The sequence below is a fragment of the Planococcus sp. TJ-307 genome, assembly GCF_058268435.1.
In genome coordinates this window covers 914,248-932,828 of sequence record NZ_JBZDOJ010000002.1, presented here as the reverse complement: position 1 = coordinate 932,828, position 18,581 = coordinate 914,248, and the positions used below count along the sequence as shown (strand labels likewise).

General features: G+C 44.4%; 16 protein-coding genes. 15 read left to right on the top strand and 1 reads right to left on the bottom strand.

The features are described from left to right. Positions 1–157: 157 nt before the first annotated feature. The gene (locus AC4EHK_RS10985) at positions 158–1,465 is read left to right on the top strand and encodes a DRTGG domain-containing protein (RefSeq protein ID WP_490978821.1); all 1,308 of its coding nucleotides are present in this window, start codon (positions 158–160) and stop codon (positions 1,463–1,465) included. 93 nt (positions 1,466–1,558) lie between these two features. Here the strand turns inward: AC4EHK_RS10985 and AC4EHK_RS10980 are convergent, their stop codons facing one another. Continuing rightward, a complete protein-coding gene (locus AC4EHK_RS10980) occupies positions 1,559–1,864 on the bottom strand; it encodes a YtpI family protein (RefSeq protein WP_490978820.1) in 306 nt (101 codons plus the stop codon). A gap of 93 nt (positions 1,865–1,957) precedes the next feature. Here AC4EHK_RS10980 and AC4EHK_RS10975 point away from each other — a divergent pair, with 93 nt between their 5' ends. The 14 genes from AC4EHK_RS10975 (at position 1,958) to pnpS (ending at position 18,577) form a co-directional block, all read left to right on the top strand. Further along, entirely contained in the window at positions 1,958–2,902 is a 945-nt protein-coding gene (locus AC4EHK_RS10975) for a DHH family phosphoesterase (protein ID WP_490978819.1), read from the top strand. 17 nt (positions 2,903–2,919) lie between these two features. Continuing rightward, positions 2,920–5,976 (top strand): DNA polymerase III subunit alpha, encoded by a 3,057-nt coding sequence (gene dnaE / locus AC4EHK_RS10970; RefSeq protein WP_490978818.1) that lies wholly within the window; start codon positions 2,920–2,922, stop codon positions 5,974–5,976. Positions 5,977–6,089: 113 nt separating this feature from the next. Then, a complete protein-coding gene (locus AC4EHK_RS10965) occupies positions 6,090–6,740 on the top strand; it encodes a FadR/GntR family transcriptional regulator (RefSeq protein ID WP_490978817.1) in 651 nt (216 codons plus the stop codon). Next, positions 6,724–7,596, top strand: coding sequence for an acetyl-CoA carboxylase, carboxyltransferase subunit beta (accD, locus tag AC4EHK_RS10960; protein WP_490978816.1), 873 nt, complete (start codon positions 6,724–6,726; stop codon positions 7,594–7,596). The genes AC4EHK_RS10965 and accD overlap by 17 nt, the downstream gene beginning before the upstream one ends. After that, a complete protein-coding gene (accA, locus tag AC4EHK_RS10955) occupies positions 7,589–8,557 on the top strand; it encodes an acetyl-CoA carboxylase carboxyl transferase subunit alpha (RefSeq protein WP_490978815.1) in 969 nt (322 codons plus the stop codon). Before accD ends, accA begins: the two co-directional genes overlap by 8 nt. Positions 8,558–8,905: 348 nt before the next feature. After that, entirely contained in the window at positions 8,906–9,865 is a 960-nt protein-coding gene (gene pfkA, locus AC4EHK_RS10950) for a 6-phosphofructokinase (protein ID WP_490978814.1), read from the top strand. Between the two features lie 22 nt (positions 9,866–9,887). Then, a complete protein-coding gene (gene pyk, locus AC4EHK_RS10945; protein ID WP_490978813.1) occupies positions 9,888–11,648 on the top strand; it encodes a pyruvate kinase in 1,761 nt (586 codons plus the stop codon). A gap of 24 nt (positions 11,649–11,672) precedes the next feature. Further along, entirely contained in the window at positions 11,673–12,059 is a 387-nt protein-coding gene (locus AC4EHK_RS10940; RefSeq protein WP_490978812.1) for an FxsA family protein, read from the top strand. 187 nt (positions 12,060–12,246) lie between these two features. Next, positions 12,247–13,362, top strand: coding sequence for a citrate synthase (gene citZ, locus AC4EHK_RS10935; protein WP_490978811.1), 1,116 nt, complete (start codon positions 12,247–12,249; stop codon positions 13,360–13,362). Positions 13,363–13,457: 95 nt separating this feature from the next. Further along, on the top strand, positions 13,458–14,726 hold the full coding sequence (gene icd / locus AC4EHK_RS10930; protein WP_490978810.1) for an NADP-dependent isocitrate dehydrogenase: 1,269 nt from the start codon (positions 13,458–13,460) through the stop codon (positions 14,724–14,726). A gap of 147 nt (positions 14,727–14,873) precedes the next feature. After that, complete coding sequence (mdh, locus tag AC4EHK_RS10925; RefSeq protein ID WP_490978809.1) at positions 14,874–15,812, top strand: malate dehydrogenase; 939 nt, start codon at positions 14,874–14,876, stop codon at positions 15,810–15,812. A gap of 142 nt (positions 15,813–15,954) precedes the next feature. Next, complete coding sequence (locus AC4EHK_RS10920; RefSeq protein WP_490978960.1) at positions 15,955–16,401, top strand: MaoC family dehydratase; 447 nt, start codon at positions 15,955–15,957, stop codon at positions 16,399–16,401. 74 nt (positions 16,402–16,475) lie between these two features. Further along, a complete protein-coding gene (locus AC4EHK_RS10915; RefSeq protein WP_490978808.1) occupies positions 16,476–17,183 on the top strand; it encodes a response regulator transcription factor in 708 nt (235 codons plus the stop codon). Continuing rightward, a complete protein-coding gene (pnpS, locus tag AC4EHK_RS10910) occupies positions 17,180–18,577 on the top strand; it encodes a two-component system histidine kinase PnpS (RefSeq protein WP_490978807.1) in 1,398 nt (465 codons plus the stop codon). The genes AC4EHK_RS10915 and pnpS overlap by 4 nt, the downstream gene beginning before the upstream one ends. Positions 18,578–18,581 lie beyond the last annotated feature (4 nt).

Here is an 18,581-nt window from a genome sequence, read left to right as displayed (position 1 = left end):
GCCAATTCCTCGGGACATAAGTCAATCCAGCAGTGTGGCATAGAGCACCACTCTGCTGGATCGCCTTATGCCTGTCGGAACTGAGCGGCCACCTCCACATTTCATTGAATTATGCTACACTATTAGGTACATGAACGCAGAAAGAATGGGTGAAATCATGGCGACTAAACATGAACAGATATTGGATTATATAGAGACCTTGGCCGTCGGCGAAAAAATTTCGGTGCGGCGCATTGCCAAAGAGCTTCAGGTGAGTGAAGGGACTGCTTACCGGGCTATCAAAGAAGCGGAAACGAAACGGTTGGTGTCGACCATTGAACGTGTCGGAACCATTCGGATTGAACGCAAAAAGAAAGAAAATATTGAGCGGCTGACCTATGCAGAAATCGTCAACATCGTTGACGGGCAAGTGCTCGGGGGAAGAGCTGGATTGCATAAATCTTTAAACAAATTCGTGATTGGCGCGATGCAGCTTGAAGACATGATGCGCTATACAGAAGCAGGCAATTTGCTGATTGTCGGCAATCGCTACAAAGCACATGAATATGCGCTTCGTGCAGGTGCAGCCGTGTTGGTAACAGGGGGATTTGAAGCATCCGAAGGAGTGAAGAAGCTGGCAGATGAGTTTGAACTGCCGGTTATTTCAACTAGCTACGATACTTTTACCGTGGCAACGATGATTAATCGGGCCATTTACGACCAATTAATCAAAAAAGAAATTCTTCTAATAGAAGATATTTTGATCCCACTTGAAGTGACAGCGTATTTAAAAGTAAAAGAACCAATCAGAAGATATCATGAATTGAATGAAGAAACGACACACGGCGGTTTTCCGGTGGTCGATCAGTCGAATAAATTGGTCGGCATCATTACTTCTCGTGACGTGATTGGGCATCCGCCTACTGAGATCGTCGAAAAAGTGATGACCAAAGATCCCATCACGGTCTCTATGCAAACTAGCGTCGCCGCGGCAGGACATCGTATGATTTGGGAAGGCATTGATTTGATGCCAGTTGCAGATGATCATGGCAAGTTGAAAGGCGTCATCAGCAGACAGGATGTATTGAAAGCAATCCAAACTGCTCAACGTCAGCCGCAGCAGGGTGAAACCATCGACGACATCATCAAAAGCCAGCTGCATCAACAGTCCAATGATAAACTAGTATTGGAATTTCGAGTCACACCACAAATGACCAATGCCTATGGTTCAATTTCTCACGGCGCGTATACAATGATTCTCACGGAAGCTGCAGGAGCGGCTCTAAAAACAAAAAATCGAAAAGATAGTGTACTGGAAAACATTTCAATCTACTTCTTAAAACCGGTTCAGCTGGATGCCGTAGTGTTTGTCCATCCGAATATTTTGGACATCAGCCGGAAGTCTGCAAAAGTTGAAGTTGATGTGTCTCTTGATCACGAAATCGTGGGCAAGGCTATGTTAACATTCCAGTTACTGGATCGATAAACTGAGATTCCTCTCCAACAGTAAAAAAGGCAGCAGAATCACTCATGACTGAGTGTTTCTGCTGCCTAAAATATTCTATCCTGGATAAGTGGCTTACGGGTTTAAATCTGCTTCTTCTTCAAGAAATGTCTGATAATGCCGGGACGCTTTGTAATTGTAATAAACGAGAGCCACTCCAAGTACGATGAAAACGGCTGAAACAATGTACGTGATCGCACTTTGAAATACGAACAGCTGGTTGATGCCGAAAAGGGCCAAAAAGCTTCCCAACGCCATTGATGCACGAGCAGCATACCATTTTTTTCGAATGGGCAAAACAGTGCGTGTACGGAATTGCTTTGTTTTGTTATAAAAATAAATAACAAATGATACAATGATTAAAACAACGAATATTAACATAGGGACCTCCTGAATTCCAAAACTCATTATCATTGTACTGAGAACTGAGCAAAATTGCGAATGGATTTCCTTATAAAATGGAGGAACTCGGAAATGAACAGTCAAATCATCGACACAATTAAGCAATACAGCACCATTATTATTCATCGCCACGTGCGTCCGGATCCGGATGCATACGGGTCGCAGCTTGGATTGAAATACTTATTGGAACAAAATTTTCCAGACAAACGTATTTTGGCTGCAGGCACACACGACTATACGATGGACTTTCTGGATTTTCCTGATCAGGTAGAAGATCAGGATTTTGAAGGAGCATTGGTTATCGTGACCGATACCGCCAATACAGAGCGCGTGGATGATCAGCGCTACAAAATGGGCGCTAAGCTCATTAAAATTGATCATCATCCGAATGATGATGCCTACGGCGATATTATCTCCGTTGACACAACTGCCAGCTCAGCATCTGAACTGGTCTATGAGTTATTCGCTTATGGACGCGAACACGAAGGTTGGACCTTATCTTCAAAAGGAGCACGTTTGCTGTATGCAGGAATTATCGGAGACACCGGCCGCTTTCTTTTTCCAAGCACCACACAAAAAACTTTTGCAATCGCAGGTGAACTGATCAAATACGATTTTGACCGCAATGCCTTGCACAACGGCATGTACGAGATGGATCGCAAATTATTGCATTTGCAAGGCTATATGTACCAAAATTTTAAAATGGATGAAAATGGAGCGGCTCATGTCAAAATCACCAAAGATATCCTAAAAGAATTTGATGTTACAGCAACGGATACTTCTTTGCTGGTCGGTTCACTTGGCAATGTCAAAGGCATGAAAGCTTGGGTTATTTTAATTGAAGAAGATACTGAAATTCGGGTGCGTTTGCGTTCTAAAGGTCCAGTCATCAATACCTTAGCAAAAGAGTTTGGTGGCGGTGGCCATCCAATGGCTTCCGGCGCAACGGCTTATTCTTGGGAAGAGGCGGACCGGGTAATTCAGCGTCTTGCTGAAATCTGTGCTGCCGCAAAATAAAGAGGAGGAGTGTGTCAATGGTTTATCCGCATATAAGCACATCGGCTGATTTGCTGAAAAGTACGGTGCGCCTTGACCAACTTTTCCCGTATTTGAAGGAACAAGGAGCCGTTTCCGCTGCAATCGTTAATACGAAACTGTATGGCATTCTTCCGTTTTGGGAAGCCTGCCAACGTGCCGGCATCCATGGGGTAGTCGGCCTTTCGGCATTTATCGAGTATGAAGAACAGTCTTATCCGGTTGTATTGTACGCCCAGTCGAATAAAGGCTACAGCAATCTCTTAAAGATCTCGAGTGCGTTGGCGACAAGAGACAAAGAATCCATTCCGGAACAATGGCTGAAAGCTTACCGGGAAGGGTTGATTTGCGTTGTTCCGAATAAGATCGAGTGGCTGTTGACAGACCGCACGCCGGTGTTTGAATACATAAAAAAGCTTTTTGGTTCAAAAGCGTTTGGCAGTATTGAACGGCCGGGTGGAATCCTGTCAGATCAGGAATCGGCATTTGCTGAAGTCTGCAAAAGCATAGCACTGCCGATTATGGCAACACACGAAAGCCGCTATTTGACAGAGCATGATGCCTTTGCTTATGAGGTAGCTTCTGCAATCGGCCAAGGCTTAAAATTAAATGATCCCCAAAGGCAGAAGCCAGAGCATCTCAGTGCTTACGTCCCTAGCCTTACAGAATTTGCTTCTTGGTTCGCAGACCGTCCAGAATGGCTCGAGTGCACAGCCAATCTGCTGAAAAGCTGTCAGGTAACAATTCCGATGAATCGCCAACTGCTCCCGGTGTTTCCGCTGCCCCAGGAAACCGACAAAGCTGCTTACATTGCCGAGCTGTGCAAAAGGGGATTGTCAGAGCGGGTACCCGGCTTTTCAACGTCTTACCAGGATCGACTGGATTATGAGCTATCGGTAATCGCAACAATGGGTTTTATTGATTATTTCCTGATTGTTGCGGATTTCATGAAGTACGCCAGAGACCAGGATATTATGACAGGTCCAGGCCGTGGATCTTCGGCCAGTTCGCTTGTGGCCTACTCGTTGAAGATTACCGACGTAGACCCTCTTGAACATGGTTTGCTTTTTGAGCGTTTTTTAAATCCAGAACGAGTTACATTGCCGGATATTGACATTGATTTTGCTGACCATAGACGCCAAGAAGTTGTAGACTATGTCGCGAAAAAATACGGTACGGTTCGAACGGCGCAGATTATTACATTTGGCACTTTGTCCGCCAAGGCTGTTGCCCGGGACACCGCACGGGTGTTTGGTTTTGAAGCGGAAGAACTCGAAGCCATCTCTAAAATGATTCCAAACCGCCTGGGAACGACACTTCGCTCGGCCTTAAAGGATTCACCTGCATTGAACAGTTGGATTGTAGAGCGGGAAGAGCGCAAATCCTGGTTCAAGACTGCTTTAAAATTGGAAGGCTTGCCGCGCCATGCCTCTACGCATGCAGCGGGTGTGATTTTGAGTCCAACCCCGTTAGTTGAGCATGTCCCGATTGAAAAAGGAAACGAAGGCATATACTTGACGCAATGGCCCATGCAGGAACTGGAAGCGATAGGCTTGTTGAAAATGGATTTTCTCGGTCTGCGCAATTTAACAATTCTTGAACAGATCAGAGGGCTCGTGTATTGGGATACAAAAAAACGGATAGACTACCGGAACATCCCACTCCAAGATGAAGAAACGTATAAATTATTGGCAGCAGGGGATACAACTGGCGTCTTTCAGCTAGAGTCTGATGGCATGCGGCGTGCTCTCCAGCAAATCAAACCAACGGCTTTTGGCGATATTGTCGCTGTCAATGCGTTGTTCCGTCCAGGTCCGATGGAGTTTATTCCGTTATATGCCAGACGGAAACACAAACAGGAGGCCGTGAAATACGTCCATCCCATTTTAGAGCCAATTTTAAGCGAAACTTACGGAGTTATCGTATACCAGGAACAGATTATGCACATTGCAGCGAAAATGGCGGGCTTTTCACTGGGAGAAGCCGATTTGCTACGCCGAGCCGTCAGTAAAAAGAAACGAGAAATTCTCGACGAAGAACGACAGCATTTTGTCCGTGGAGCAAAGGCAAAAGGATTTACTGAAGCGGAAGCAGCGGAAGTTTATGATTTGATTGTCCGTTTTGCCGACTATGGCTTTCCAAAAAGCCATGCGGTAGCTTATAGCATTATTTCCTATCAATTGAGCTACATGAAAACCCATTATCCGGTTTATTTCTATACCGGCTTATTGACCAACAGTGCCGGCAATGCAGAAAAAACCAAACAGCTGCTGCAGGAAATTAAAGAAAAGAAAATTCCGCTGCTGCCGCCATCGGTCCAGCAAAGCCGCCATTCGTTTTCTGTAGAACAAGGACAAGTGCGAATTGGGTTGAATGTGGTAAAAGGCGTCCCAGGAACGACCATTAGGGCATTGCTTGCTGCCAGAGAAGACGGACCATTCAGCAGTTTGTTCAATATTGCTGAACGCATTTCTGCTTTGCATTTTAACCGAAAATCCTTCGAACCGCTGATCAAGGCAGGTGCTCTTGATGAGTTCGGCCACGACCGCAGTGTTTTGCTGGCATCGCTTGACAGCGCCATTAAACACGCTGAACTCGTCAAGCCGACTGAAGATCCCGGTTTGTTTGATGACATGGGATCCAGCTTTATGAAGCCAAAATACACAAAGGCCACTGCGATGCCAGAAACCTTGAAACTTGATTACGAGAAAGAAGTTCTTGGGTTTTACTTGTCCAAGCATCCGATTGAACGCGAGAAAGAACAGCGCCAGAAAAAATTTCAAGAATTGAAATCGCTGAAAACCAAACGTGACCGAGAATCGGTTACTGTCTTAGGTATGGTGGATGAGGTGAAGCGGATCCGAACAAAAAAAGGTGATGCTATGGCATTCCTGACGTTAATGGATGAGACAGGGCCCGTTTCTGTGACTCTATTTCCGGTGGAGTATGCAAAATATAATCTGCTTTTGGAACCGCAGGCAATTCTTGAAATTCATGGAGTAGTTGAAAATCGCAATCAAAAAACGGCCATTATATGCAAAACAATAGAAACTTGACTGCTTTTCTCAAAGAAAAGCAGTTTTTTCTTTACGTAGCCCTATTTTTTTTGTAAGGTAAAGGTTATGAGTGGCCAGACCACTTTCAAAAAAATGGGAACTGAGGAACTGCCATGAATCAATCGAAACGATATTTGGACATAGTACGAGACATTCGTGACATGATTCGGCAAGAAAAAATCAAGCCAGGCGACCGCATTCCATCTGAGAGGGAATTGGCCGAAACAATGCAAGTTGGTCGATCAACATTGAGAGAAGCACTGCGCAGCCTGGAATTGTTGGGATTGATCGAAACACGCCGAGGAGAAGGGACTTTTTTGTCAGATTACAGAAACCATAAATTGGTTGAAGTACTGTCAACATTTGTTCTTCAAGACAATCAATCACATGAGGATGTTTGGCGGACACGTCAGCTTCATGAAATGGCGGCTATCCAAGAGATTTGCCAAAACGAAGCAGTCAGCCAAATGAAAATTTGGGACAGTTTTCGGCTGCGTCTTAAAGGCGAAAGTTTTCAACGAGAAGACTTTGTCCGGGAATTGATGGTGCTATCGGGTAACAGGTTGTCTTTAAAAATCTGGTTTTTGCTAAAACAATACAGTGGCAACCCATATGATGGACCTGTTTCTTCTGAAGAAATAGACCGCATGAACAATATACTGACCGCAATCGAGCAACAAGATGCCGATACGGCCATTCGCGAGTTTAAAGCATGGAGTGAATGGCTACAAAAGGAGAGAGTACGCAATGGCAATGATTCGTGATATTTTTAAGCGCAACAAAGACAGCAAAGAAGCAACCATTCCTTCAAAATCTGCAAAAGATGTACCAGAAGGGCTAATGACCAAATGCCCTGACTGCAAAGAAATTACGTTGACAAAAGATCTCGAAAAAAACAATAAGGTTTGCCCAAAATGCGACCATCATTTCAAGATGACCGCGCATGAACGGATAAATAGTTTGTTGGATAAAGGCAGCTTTGAATCAATGGACGACCACTTAAAATCTGAAAATCCACTTGGCTTTCCAGGGTATGCGGAGAAGGTCCAGGCAGACAGTGAAAAAACCGGTTTAAATGAAGCCGTACTGACGGGATCCGGTAAGCTCTTGGGACAAGATATTGTATTGGCAGTGATGGACTCCCACTTCCGAATGGGTTCAATGGGTTCAGTTGTAGGTGAGAAAATTACACGTGCCATTGAGGCAGCTACGGACCGCAAATTGCCATTCATTATCTTCACGGCGAGCGGGGGAGCGCGCATGCAAGAAGGCGTGCTGTCTTTAATGCAGATGGCTAAAACCAGTGTTGCGTTAAAGCGCCACAGCAATGAAGGCTTGTTGTTTGTATCGGTTTTAACGCATCCAACAACTGGCGGCGTATCTGCAAGTTTTGCTTCAGTAGGAGACATTAATATTGCAGAACCGAAAGCTTTGATTGGTTTCGCCGGCCGCCGCGTTATTGAACAGACGGTTCGAGAAAAACTGCCTGAAGATTTCCAGACAGCTGAGTTCTTGCTGGATCACGGACAATTAGATGCAGTTGTTCATCGTACAGACATGCAAAGTACTTTGTCGACCATCGTGCGGCTGCATACGAAAGGGGCTGTGGCAAATGGCTAAGAAAAACGGAAAAAAATCAATGCCTTTTGAAGAGCCGCTAATTCAGCTTCGCGCAAAAATTTTGGAACTGAAAGAGTATACGGCAACCGCTGAAGTGGACTTGAGTGCGGAAATTAAATCATTGGAAGACCGATTTTCAAAACTCGAAGAAGAAATATACGAGAACATGAAACCTTGGGACCGGGTTCAAGTAGCACGACATCCCGAACGGCCGACCACTCTTGACTATATTCCGTTGATTTTTAACGATTTTATTGAAATGCACGGAGATCGCTTGTATGGAGACGATGCTGCAATTGTCAGTGGGATTGCATCTTTCCATGGACAGCCCGTAACCATTATTGGACATCAGCGAGGCAAAGACACAAAAGAAAATGTCAGACGAAATTTCGGCATGCCGCATCCGGAAGGCTACCGGAAAGCATTGCGTTTAATGAAGCAAGCAGAAAAGTTCAAACGGCCGATTATTTGTCTGATTGATACCAAAGGTGCGTATCCTGGCAAGGCAGCAGAAGAACGCGGACAAAGCGAAGCGATTGCTCGTAATCTTGTGGAAATGGCTGGGCTCCAAGTGCCGGTATTGTCTATTGTGATTGGTGAAGGCGGCAGCGGTGGCGCACTGGCACTGGGTGTTGGCAATCAAATTTTAATGCTGGAAAACTCAACATTCTCAGTCATTTCTCCAGAAGGAGCAGCTTCCATTTTGTGGAAAGATTCTGCTTTGGCGCAAACAGCTGCCGAAGCGATGAAAATCACTGCCCCAGATTTGCTGGACATGAAAATAATTGAACACATGATTCCGGAAGTGCGCGGCGGTGCGCATCACGATCCGAAGAAACAAGCCTCAATCATTTCAGAAGCGATCAGACGCTCACTGGAAGAATTGAATGGCTTGTCCGGCGAAGAGCTGATTGATCAGCGTTACCGGAAATTTAAATCAATCGGTGTTTTCAGTGAATGATGGAGAACCGCTCAGGCGGTTCTTTTTCGTTCCAAAGGTTATTGGGCGCATTTTTTTCTGCAAAACGACATGAGTTGAACTTGAGAAACCGGATTTTACTCTCTGAATCGCTTTTCCTTTGACAATGGACGGACGTTGATGCTATTGCTCCAATAGCATTACTTTCATCCTGTGGGTCCAAAGACAGAGCCGATTTATATAAAATCAAGAGGCGAAATTTAAGAGTTCAACTTATAGAGTCAGGAAAATGAAACAAAATCTTAACATGCAGCATGGTTTTTAAGGACTGACAGTAACGTCTTGGCGTGGTAAGGTAAACAGAGTAAATGGAACTGCAGGAGGGGTATTATGAAGAAAATTGGAGTATTAACAAGCGGAGGAGATTCGCCGGGCATGAACGCTGCTGTCCGTGCAGTTGTCCGTAAAGGGATTTACCATGGCATCGAAGTAGCTGGTGTTTATTCCGGGTACCAAGGACTGATCGAAGGCAATATTAAAAACCTGGAAGCAGGCGATGTTGGCGATATTATTCAGCGCGGAGGCACAAAGTTGTATTCCGCAAGATGCGAAGAATTCCGCACCGAAGCTGGCCAATTAAAAGCAATCGAGCAAATGAAAAAACAAGGTCTTGAAGGATTGGTGGTTATCGGGGGAGACGGTTCTTACCGTGGCGCGATGGCTTTGACCAAAAGAGGATTTCCGTGTGTCGGCGTTCCAGGAACGATCGACAACGACATTCCGGGAACCGATTACACAATCGGATTTGATACAGCGTTGAATACGGTTATCGAAGCAATCGATAAGATTCGTGATACGGCGACAAGCCATGAGCGGACCTTTATTGTGGAGGTAATGGGGCGTGACGCGGGCGATTTGGCTCTATGGGCAGGTCTTGCCGGTGGAGCAGAAACCATTCTAATTCCTGAAGAAAGTTATGATATTGATGAGATGATCGATCGGTTGCAAAAAGGCCGCGACCGTGGCAAACGCCACAGCATCATCATCGTAGCTGAAGGGGTTATGGGCGGCAACGAATTGGCCGACATTATCAAAGACAAAGCAGATATCGAAACGCGTGTTTCCGTTCTTGGACATATCCAACGAGGCGGTTCACCGACAGCACGTGACCGTGTCCTGGGCAGTTTGTTTGGCGCACGTGCAGTTGAAGTTTTGCTGAATGGTGATGGAGGACGAGCTATTGGCATGAAAAATCATCAGGTGGTAGACTATGATATGACAGAGGCATTCACTGCTGCGCATAATGCCGACATGAGTTTGTATACATTATCAAAAGAATTAGCAATTTAAAATGGTAAATGGAGTGAGTTTATTGAGAAAAACGAAAATTGTCTGCACAATCGGACCTGCAAGTGAATCACCGGAACTGCTTGAACGCTTAATTGAAGCGGGAATGAACGTTGCCCGTTTAAACTTTTCACACGGCAACCACGAAGAACATGCCTTGCGCATCAAACGCATCCGTGAAGCTGCGGACAAAGCTGGCAAAATCGTCGGAATTCTTTTAGATACAAAAGGTCCGGAAATCCGTACTCATCAAATGGAAAATAACTCCATTGAATTGGTGACAGGTCAAAAAATTGAAGTTTCCATGACGGAAGTTTTGGGAACTGCTGAGCGATTTTCTATCACTTACGAGCAGTTAATTGAAGACGTTGATACGGGATCAATTATTTTGCTTGACGATGGCTTGATTGAATTGCGTGTTGAAAGCTTAGACAAAGAACAAGGCATCATTCATACCATCGTTGAAAATGCCGGGACGTTAAAAAGTAAAAAAGGCGTTAATGTACCAGGTGTTTCGGTTCAATTGCCAGGTATTACAGAAAAAGATGCACAAGATATTTTATTTGGTATCGAACAAAATGTTGATTTTGTAGCTGCTTCATTTGTCAGAAGAAGTTCAGATGTTATGGAAATCCGCGGATTGCTTGAAAAAAATAACGGCGCACATATCCAGATCATTCCAAAAATCGAAAACCAAGAAGGTGTCGACAATATAGACGATATCTTGATGGTTTCCGATGGCCTAATGGTTGCGCGTGGGGACCTGGGTGTCGAAATTCCGCCCGAAGAAGTACCTTTGGTGCAAAAATCGCTAATTGAAAAATGCAACAGTGCTGGCAAGCCTGTAATCACAGCTACTCAAATGCTCGATTCGATGCAGCGTAATCCGCGTCCGACACGTGCAGAAGCAAGTGACGTCGCCAATGCGATTTTTGATGGCACGGATGCCATCATGTTATCGGGTGAAACAGCAGCCGGCATTTATCCGGTCGAATCTGTTGAAACAATGCATCGCATCGCCGAAACGACTGAAGCTGCTTTAAACTACAAGCAAATTGTTTCGACAAGAAGAAAAGAAAAAGAGTCGAATATGACAGAAGCAATCGGCCAAGCAGTTGCCTATACCGCTTTAAACTTAAAAGTTCAAGCGATTATCGCACCAACTGAAAGCGGCACAACTGCTAAAATGATTTCAAAATATCGTCCTGGTGCACCCATTATCGCGGTAACTTCTTCAGATCGGCCAGCACGTAAGCTGTCTCTAGTTTGGGGTGTTCAACCAATTGTCGGATCTTCAGTCGAGTCGACAGACGAATTGCTTGAAAAAGCAGTGGATGAAAGCTTGAAACATGGCTATGTCAAACATGGCGATCTTGTCGTCATCACAGCGGGCGTTCCAGTTGGGCAAGCGGGCACAACGAACTTAATGAAAGTTCATGTTATTGGGGATATCCTGGCAAAAGGCCAAGGAATCGGCAAAACAGTTGCTTTCGGTGAAACCGTTGTTGTCAGAAATGCAGAAGAAGCATTGGCTTTAGATGTAGAAGGGAAAATCATCGTGACGATCGGAACAGACCGTGATATGATGCCGGCCATTAACAAATGTGCTGGAATTATAACAGAAGAAGGCGGATTGACCAGCCATGCTGCAGTAGTCGGTTTAAGTCTTGGCATCCCTGTGATCGTTGGCGTTAAAGAAGCAACTTCGCTTATCAAAACCAATTACGATATTACAATGGACGCTGAATCGGGCATCGTTTATCACGGCCATGCCAGTGTTCTGTAAAATCTACCAAGGAGGCTGGTCAAAATGATGAAATGGATTTTCCTAGCATTAATTATTGTACCGTCTCTAGAGTTGGCACTGCTCATTTGGGCAGGAAGCAAGCTAGGATTTTTTGCTACGATGGCAATCATTGTTTCAACAGGCTTGATTGGTGCTTTTCTTGCAAAAAAACAAGGTTTAAAAGCACTTAAAGATATTCAAGATGGAATGAATAACTTTCAAGCTCCAGGAGATCAATTAATGAATGCGGCATTCATTCTAGTGGGTGGCGTTTTGCTGCTGACACCGGGGTTCATCTCTGATGCAGTAGGATTCACTCTGCTTTTTGCTCCAACTCAGAAAATGTATAAACCATTCATTTACCGAGTGATCCATAAAAAGATGAAAAATACCCGGGTTATCGTTGGATAATGCCGGGTATTTCCATCAATTTGTTGAGGAAATTTAAATTCTATAAGCGTTTCCATTCACAAATTCTGCAAAGTTGATTATAATGGCTAAGTAAGGGAATAAAAACAGAAGTTCATAAACGCAGATGAGACATCATTCTGCATTTTTTTTTGGAATGATGAATTAGACTGAAGAAGGAGCGATTTATATGACATCATCAAAAGGTTTAGAAGGTGTAGTAGCAACCCAATCCGCCATCAGCTCAATTATTGATGACACACTTACATACGTCGGCTACGATATTGACGACCTGGCTGTCAACGCCAGCTTTGAAGAAGTGATTTACTTGTTGTGGCACCAGCGGTTGCCAAAAGCAGACGAATTGGCGGAACTCAAGCAGCAATTGGCTGACAACATGGCCGTTCCCCAAGCCGTGCTGGATCATTTCAAAACATACGACATCAAGCATGTCCACCCAATGACCGCGCTTCGCACCGCCGTGTCGATGCTCGGCTTGTTCGACGAAGAAGCGGAAGTAATGGAACCGGAAGCGAACTACCGCAAAGCCATCAAGATCCAAGCAAAAATCTCGACGCTGGTGACGGCATTCGGTCGCATCCGCAACGGGCAGGAGCCAGTCGCACCGAAAACCGACTTGAGCTTCGCGGCGAACTTCTTGTACATGCTGTCAGGCGAATTGCCGGAAGCGATTGAAGAAGAAGCGTTTAACAAAGCCTTGGTGCTGCACGCAGACCACGAATTGAACGCTTCGACGTTCACGGCGCGTGTTGCTGTCGCGACCTTGTCGGATGTCTATTCTGGCGTGACCGCAGCCATCGGTGCGCTAAAAGGCCCGCTTCACGGCGGTGCCAACGAGCAAGTGATGAAGATGCTGACGGAAATCGGTTCGGTCGATAACGTGGAACGCGTCATCACGGAAAAATTAGCCAACAAAGAAAAAATCATGGGCTTTGGCCATCGCGTCTACCGCAAAGGCGACCCGCGTGCGAAGCATTTGCGCGACATGTCCCAGAAACTGACGAAGATCCGCGGCGAAGAAAAATGGTACGACATGTCGGTGAAGATCGACGAGATCGTCACAGGCCAGAAAAACTTGCCGCCGAACGTGGATTTCTACTCGGCATCGGTCTACCACAGCCTGAACATCGAACACGACTTGTTCACGCCGATTTTTGCGGTATCCCGCACATCGGGCTGGCTGGCGCACATCTTGGAGCAATACTCGGACAACCGTTTGATCCGCCCACGTGCTGATTACATCGGACCGGGCATGCAGACATACGTGCCGGTTGAAGAAAGATAAACAGCCTTTCTCAACTTACCATTATAAAAAAATATAACTTATAGGGCTTGCACTCTGTGCAGCCCTATGACTTTGACCACAGGAGGAAATTATACATGACTAACGGCGAAAAAATTTCAGTAGAAAACGGTGTCTTAAACGTTCCTAACAATGCAGTAATTCCATACATTATCGGTGACGGAACAGGACCGGATATCTGGTATGCAGCTTCACGCGTATTAGAAGAAGCGGTAACAAAAGCTTACAATGGCGAAAAATCAATTGTTTGGAAAGAAGTTCTTGCAGGCCAAAAAGCGTTCGACGAAACTGGCGAATGGCTTCCTGAGGAAACTCTTGATGTAATCCGTGAATACTTGATCGCAATCAAAGGTCCTTTGACAACGCCAATCGGCGGCGGTATCCGTTCATTGAACGTAGCACTGCGCCAGGAACTTGATTTGTACACTTGCTTGCGTCCAGTTCGTTATTTTGAAGGCGTGCCTTCACCGGTTAAACGCCCAGAAGATACAGATATGGTTATTTTCCGTGAAAATACTGAAGATATCTATGCTGGTATCGAGTACGCTAAAGGGTCTGACGAAGTGAAAAAATTGATTTCATTCCTTCAGGATGAAATGGGCGTTAAAAACATCCGTTTCCCTGAGTCTTCAGGTATTGGCATCAAACCGATCTCAGAAGAAGGAACAAAACGTTTAGTTCGTGCTGCAATCAACTATGCAATCACTGAAGGCCGCGAATCGTTGACACTAGTTCACAAAGGGAACATCATGAAGTTCACTGAAGGAGCTTTCAAAAATTGGGGCTACGAAGTTGCTGAGCAAGAGTTTGGCGATAAAGTGTTCACATGGAACCAGTACGATGCAATTAAAGACGAGCAAGGAACAGATGCTGCAAACAAAGCACAAGAAGAAGCACTTGCTGCTGGCAAAATCCTTGTTAAAGATTCAATCGCTGATATCTTCCTACAGCAAATTCTTACACGTCCAAGCGAGTTCGATGTTGTTGCAACAATGAACTTGAACGGAGATTACATCTCTGATGCTTTAGCTGCTCAAGTTGGCGGAATTGGTATCGCTCCTGGAGCAAACATTAACTACGATACGGGGCATGCTATCTTTGAAGCAACTCACGGTACTGCACCTAAATATGCTGGTCTTGATAAAGTAAACCCATCATCTCTACTTCTTTCAGGTGTGTTAATGCTTGAGCACTTAGGATGGGTAGAAGCTGCTACAATGATCACAAATTCTATGGAGAAAACAATTGCTTCTAAAGTTGTAACTTATGACTTTGCACGTCTAATGGACGGCGCAACTGAAGTGAAATGCTCTGAGTTTGCTGATGAATTGATCAAAAACCTATAAGAGTAAAAAAGAGGGAGGGAATATTTCCCTCCTTTTTTGTACCCATTATTATTCCCTGCCTGTCTTCGAATGGGAGCTATGCCCAAAGCGATTATAAAATACGAATTCTGCGTTTTAACTCAAATACTGTTAAAGGAGAGAGATTTCATGACATTCAAACGTAAAAAAATTTCAGTGATCGGTTCTGGCTTTACAGGTGCGACGACAGCTTTCTTATTGGCGCAAAAAGAATTGGGTGATGTGGTTTTGGTAGACATTCCACCCATGGAAAATCCGGTAAAAGGCAAAGCGTTGGATATGGCAGAAGCTGGACCGGTGCAAGGATTTGATGCCCGGGTTATAGGCACTTCAAATTATGAAGACACGAAAGACTCGGACTTGGTCATTATCACTGCAGGAATTGCACGCAAGCCGGGCATGAGCCGGGATGACTTGGTTCAAACCAATCAAAAAGTAATGAAGGCTGTTACAGCGGATATTGTCAAATACTCTCCTGATACAACCATAATTGTTTTGACAAATCCAGTTGATGCCATGACCTATACAGTATTTCAGGCATCTGGTTTCCCTAAAGAACGTGTCATTGGACAATCCGGCGTCTTGGACTCTGCCCGTTTCCGTACGTTTGTAGCAGAAGAATTGAATGTATCGGTGAAAGATGTTACTGGATTTGTGTTGGGTGGTCATGGCGATGACATGGTACCACTTGTTCGCTATTCTTATGCAGGTGGCATTCCGTTGGAGACTTTGATTGACAAAGAGCGTTTGGATTCAATTGTGGAACGCACACGCAAAGGTGGAGCTGAGATCGTCAATCTTCTCGGAAATGGTTCTGCTTATTACGCGCCTGCAGCGTCGATTGTGGAAATGGCTGAAGCGATTATTAAAGATCAGCGCCGAATCCTACCATCTATTGCTTATTTAGAAGGCGAGTATGGGTTGGATGGCATTTACCTCGGTGTGCCAACCATTTTGGGAGCAGGCGGTATTGAAAAGATTCTCGAAATTGACTTAAATGAAGAAGAAAAAGCATTATTAAACCAATCAGCAGATTCTGTGAAAGCTGTAATGAAAATATTGGTTTAATCTACACAAAACGGGCAGGGAGAGATCCTTGTCCGTTTTTTAGTGCCAAAAATATGAGCTCTTTTCCTGCTACCTTAGTCGCTTGCACTTTCATGAGCTAAATTGATACTATAGGAGTATCAAGAAAATGGAGGGATGTTATTTGTTGCTTGGGAAAAAGCGAAAATTAGGCCGAAAAGTAGAAGAAATCAAAATCGGCGAAAAACTGAAGCTGACGGAAAAGATTGAAGACAAAGATCTTCTTCTTTATCTGGGGTTGACCAATGATAGCAACCCACTGTATATTCAACACGACTTTGCTGCACAGACTGTATATGAAAAACCTGTCGTGCCAAATATTATGTTGACGGGAATCCTAACCTCGGCTGTATCCAAATATATACCGGGTCCGGGCTCTTATATTAGCGGTCAGCAGTTGAAGTTTTTAAAACCTGTCCATCATTACGCTACGATCGATTTTTTGTTGGAGGTTGTGGAAGTGGATATCAAACGCAACGAAGTAATCGTCCAAGTTGAGGGAATCGATGAACAGGGTGAAATTGCGCTGCAAGGACAAATAACCGCTAACCCACCGCAGATTATAGAATAGCAAGTAGCTCTCGAAATAAATGAGTTTAACATGGTTTGAGATGGGGGTTTCAAACTGAGTGTGGAGGATGTAAAATGCTGAAGAAAATATTGATTATCGAAGATGAACATTCAATTGCAACTTTATTGTCCTACAATCTTGTTCAAGCGGGTTTTGAAACCGTTATCGCCAATGATGGCAAGCAAGGCTACGAACTGGCTTTGAGCGAAAATCCATCACTGATTGTGCTGGATCTTATGCTGCCATCAATGGATGGGGTGGAAGTCTGCAAGTCGCTGCGTCAGCAAAAAGTTAATACACCGATCATTATGCTGACTGCAAAAGGCGACGAATTCGATAAGGTATTGGGGCTGGAACTGGGTGCGGATGATTATATGACCAAACCTTTCAGTCCGCGCGAAGTCGTGGCGCGCATTAAAGCTGTGTTAAGAAGAGCAAATAATGTTCCAACTCCACAACAGGATTCATCAGCACCTATTTCTCTTGGGAAACTGGATGTTTATCCAGATCGATTTGAAGTGTTTCTTAACAAAGAGCAGCTGGAGTTTACACCGAAAGAATTCGAATTATTGGTTTATTTAATGGAAAATAAAAATCGGGTATTGACGAGAGACCAGTTACTAAGTGCTGTATGGAAATATGATTTTGCAGGGGATACCCGGATTGTTGATGTCCATATCAGCCATTTGCGCGATAAAATTGAGGAAAATAGCCGGAAACCAACGTTTATCAAAACCATTCGAGGATTAGGCTATAAATTTGAGGAGCCGAAAAGCTCATGACATCTTTTCGGCATCGTCTGCTGTTCACTTTGTTGGTGTGGATCGGAATGATGCTGACTGGGCTATTCATAATTGTAGTTCAGCTTTTTCCGATTTATGAAAATGCGACAAATAAGGCGGAGGTTTGGCTGGTTTTATTTCTAGCATTTGCTGTTGCTTTAGTTTTTTCAGCCATAGTTGGCAGCCGAATTATCGAAGTGAACATCAAACCGATTGAAAATGCGACGGAGACGGCCATGGAATTGGTTAAAGGAAACTACCGGGCCCGTGCGTCGGAGTCAAATGCCCAGGGCAGCGTCGAATTAAGCCGGACCATTAATGTTTTGGCCAGAAACCTGCAGGAAATCACAGCAGTGCGAATCATGGAACAAGAGCGGCTAAAAACGCTGATTGAAAACATGGGCAGTGCACTGATTATGATTGATAGGCAGGGAGCGGTCTCGCTTGTCAACAAGCCCTTTTTAGATGAATTTGAGTTATCAACTGAAAATACATTGGGCAAATTCTATAAAGAAATCCATGTTCCGTATGAATTGGAGGACTTTATTGAAGATGTGTTTATGACCGAAACCCATTCTCGCGCACAGATAGAATTTATTTCAGGATTGAATTTGAAGAACTTGAATGTTTACGGCGCACCGGTAATCGGGGAACATCAACGCTGGCTGGGAATCGTTATTGTGTTTCACGACATTACAGAATTAAAGAGGCTGGAACAAATTCGAAAAGATTTTGTTGCCAATGTATCTCATGAACTTCGTACACCGGTTACATCGATCAAAGGGTTTTCAGAAACGCTGCTTGATGGTGCATACAAGGATACGGATACATTGTTATCATTTTTAGAAATCGTTCATACAGAGAGCAACCGGCTTGAAATGCTGATAAATGATTTGCTGGATTTGTCAAATGTTGAACAAAGCGGCTTTGAAGTAAAGGCGCAGCCCACCGATATGAAAGCTGTTATTAAGCGGGCGGTAGAAATGATACAACCGAAAATCAACGAAAAATCCATTAGATTAAAGCTTGAAATTAAACCAGTGACGGTTTACGGTGATGCTAATCGCTTAATCCAGGTCATGATGAATCTTTTGATTAATGCAGTTACATATTCAGGGAACAATACGGAAATTAGCATACGGCTCAACGTTAAAAATGATCAAGCCGTTATTCAAGTGGAAGACCAAGGGATTGGAATTGAAAGCACGGAAATCGGCCGGCTTTTTGAACGCTTTTACCGCGTCGATCGAGCCCGCAGCCGGAATTCTGGCGGAACTGGCCTTGGTCTTTCCATTGTCAAACACTTAATCGAGGCACATCATGGCAAAGTGGAAGTTGCCAGCACAGTTGGCGTCGGTACCACATTTACCATTTACTTGCCTTTGGCTAGTTAATTTA

What these genes read in the sequence shown, in the direction of transcription:
- AC4EHK_RS10985 (WP_490978821.1), top strand. Translation starts at nt 158, where the DNA reads ATGGCGACTAAACATGAACAGATATTGGATTATATAGAGACCTTGGCC.
- dnaE (WP_490978818.1), top strand. Translation starts at nt 2,920, where the DNA reads ATGGTTTATCCGCATATAAGCACATCGGCTGATTTGCTGAAAAGTACG.
- AC4EHK_RS10915 (WP_490978808.1), top strand. Translation starts at nt 16,476, where the DNA reads ATGCTGAAGAAAATATTGATTATCGAAGATGAACATTCAATTGCAACT.
- AC4EHK_RS10975 (WP_490978819.1), top strand. Translation starts at nt 1,958, where the DNA reads ATGAACAGTCAAATCATCGACACAATTAAGCAATACAGCACCATTATT.
- icd (WP_490978810.1), top strand. Translation starts at nt 13,458, where the DNA reads ATGACTAACGGCGAAAAAATTTCAGTAGAAAACGGTGTCTTAAACGTT.
- accA (WP_490978815.1), top strand. Translation starts at nt 7,589, where the DNA reads ATGGCTAAGAAAAACGGAAAAAAATCAATGCCTTTTGAAGAGCCGCTA.
- AC4EHK_RS10940 (WP_490978812.1), top strand. Translation starts at nt 11,673, where the DNA reads ATGATGAAATGGATTTTCCTAGCATTAATTATTGTACCGTCTCTAGAG.
- pfkA (WP_490978814.1), top strand. Translation starts at nt 8,906, where the DNA reads ATGAAGAAAATTGGAGTATTAACAAGCGGAGGAGATTCGCCGGGCATG.
- mdh (WP_490978809.1), top strand. Translation starts at nt 14,874, where the DNA reads ATGACATTCAAACGTAAAAAAATTTCAGTGATCGGTTCTGGCTTTACA.
- pnpS (WP_490978807.1), top strand. Translation starts at nt 17,180, where the DNA reads ATGACATCTTTTCGGCATCGTCTGCTGTTCACTTTGTTGGTGTGGATC.
- AC4EHK_RS10965 (WP_490978817.1), top strand. Translation starts at nt 6,090, where the DNA reads ATGAATCAATCGAAACGATATTTGGACATAGTACGAGACATTCGTGAC.
- citZ (WP_490978811.1), top strand. Translation starts at nt 12,247, where the DNA reads ATGACATCATCAAAAGGTTTAGAAGGTGTAGTAGCAACCCAATCCGCC.
- accD (WP_490978816.1), top strand. Translation starts at nt 6,724, where the DNA reads ATGGCAATGATTCGTGATATTTTTAAGCGCAACAAAGACAGCAAAGAA.
- AC4EHK_RS10980 (WP_490978820.1), bottom strand. Translation starts at nt 1,864, where the DNA reads ATGTTAATATTCGTTGTTTTAATCATTGTATCATTTGTTATTTATTTT.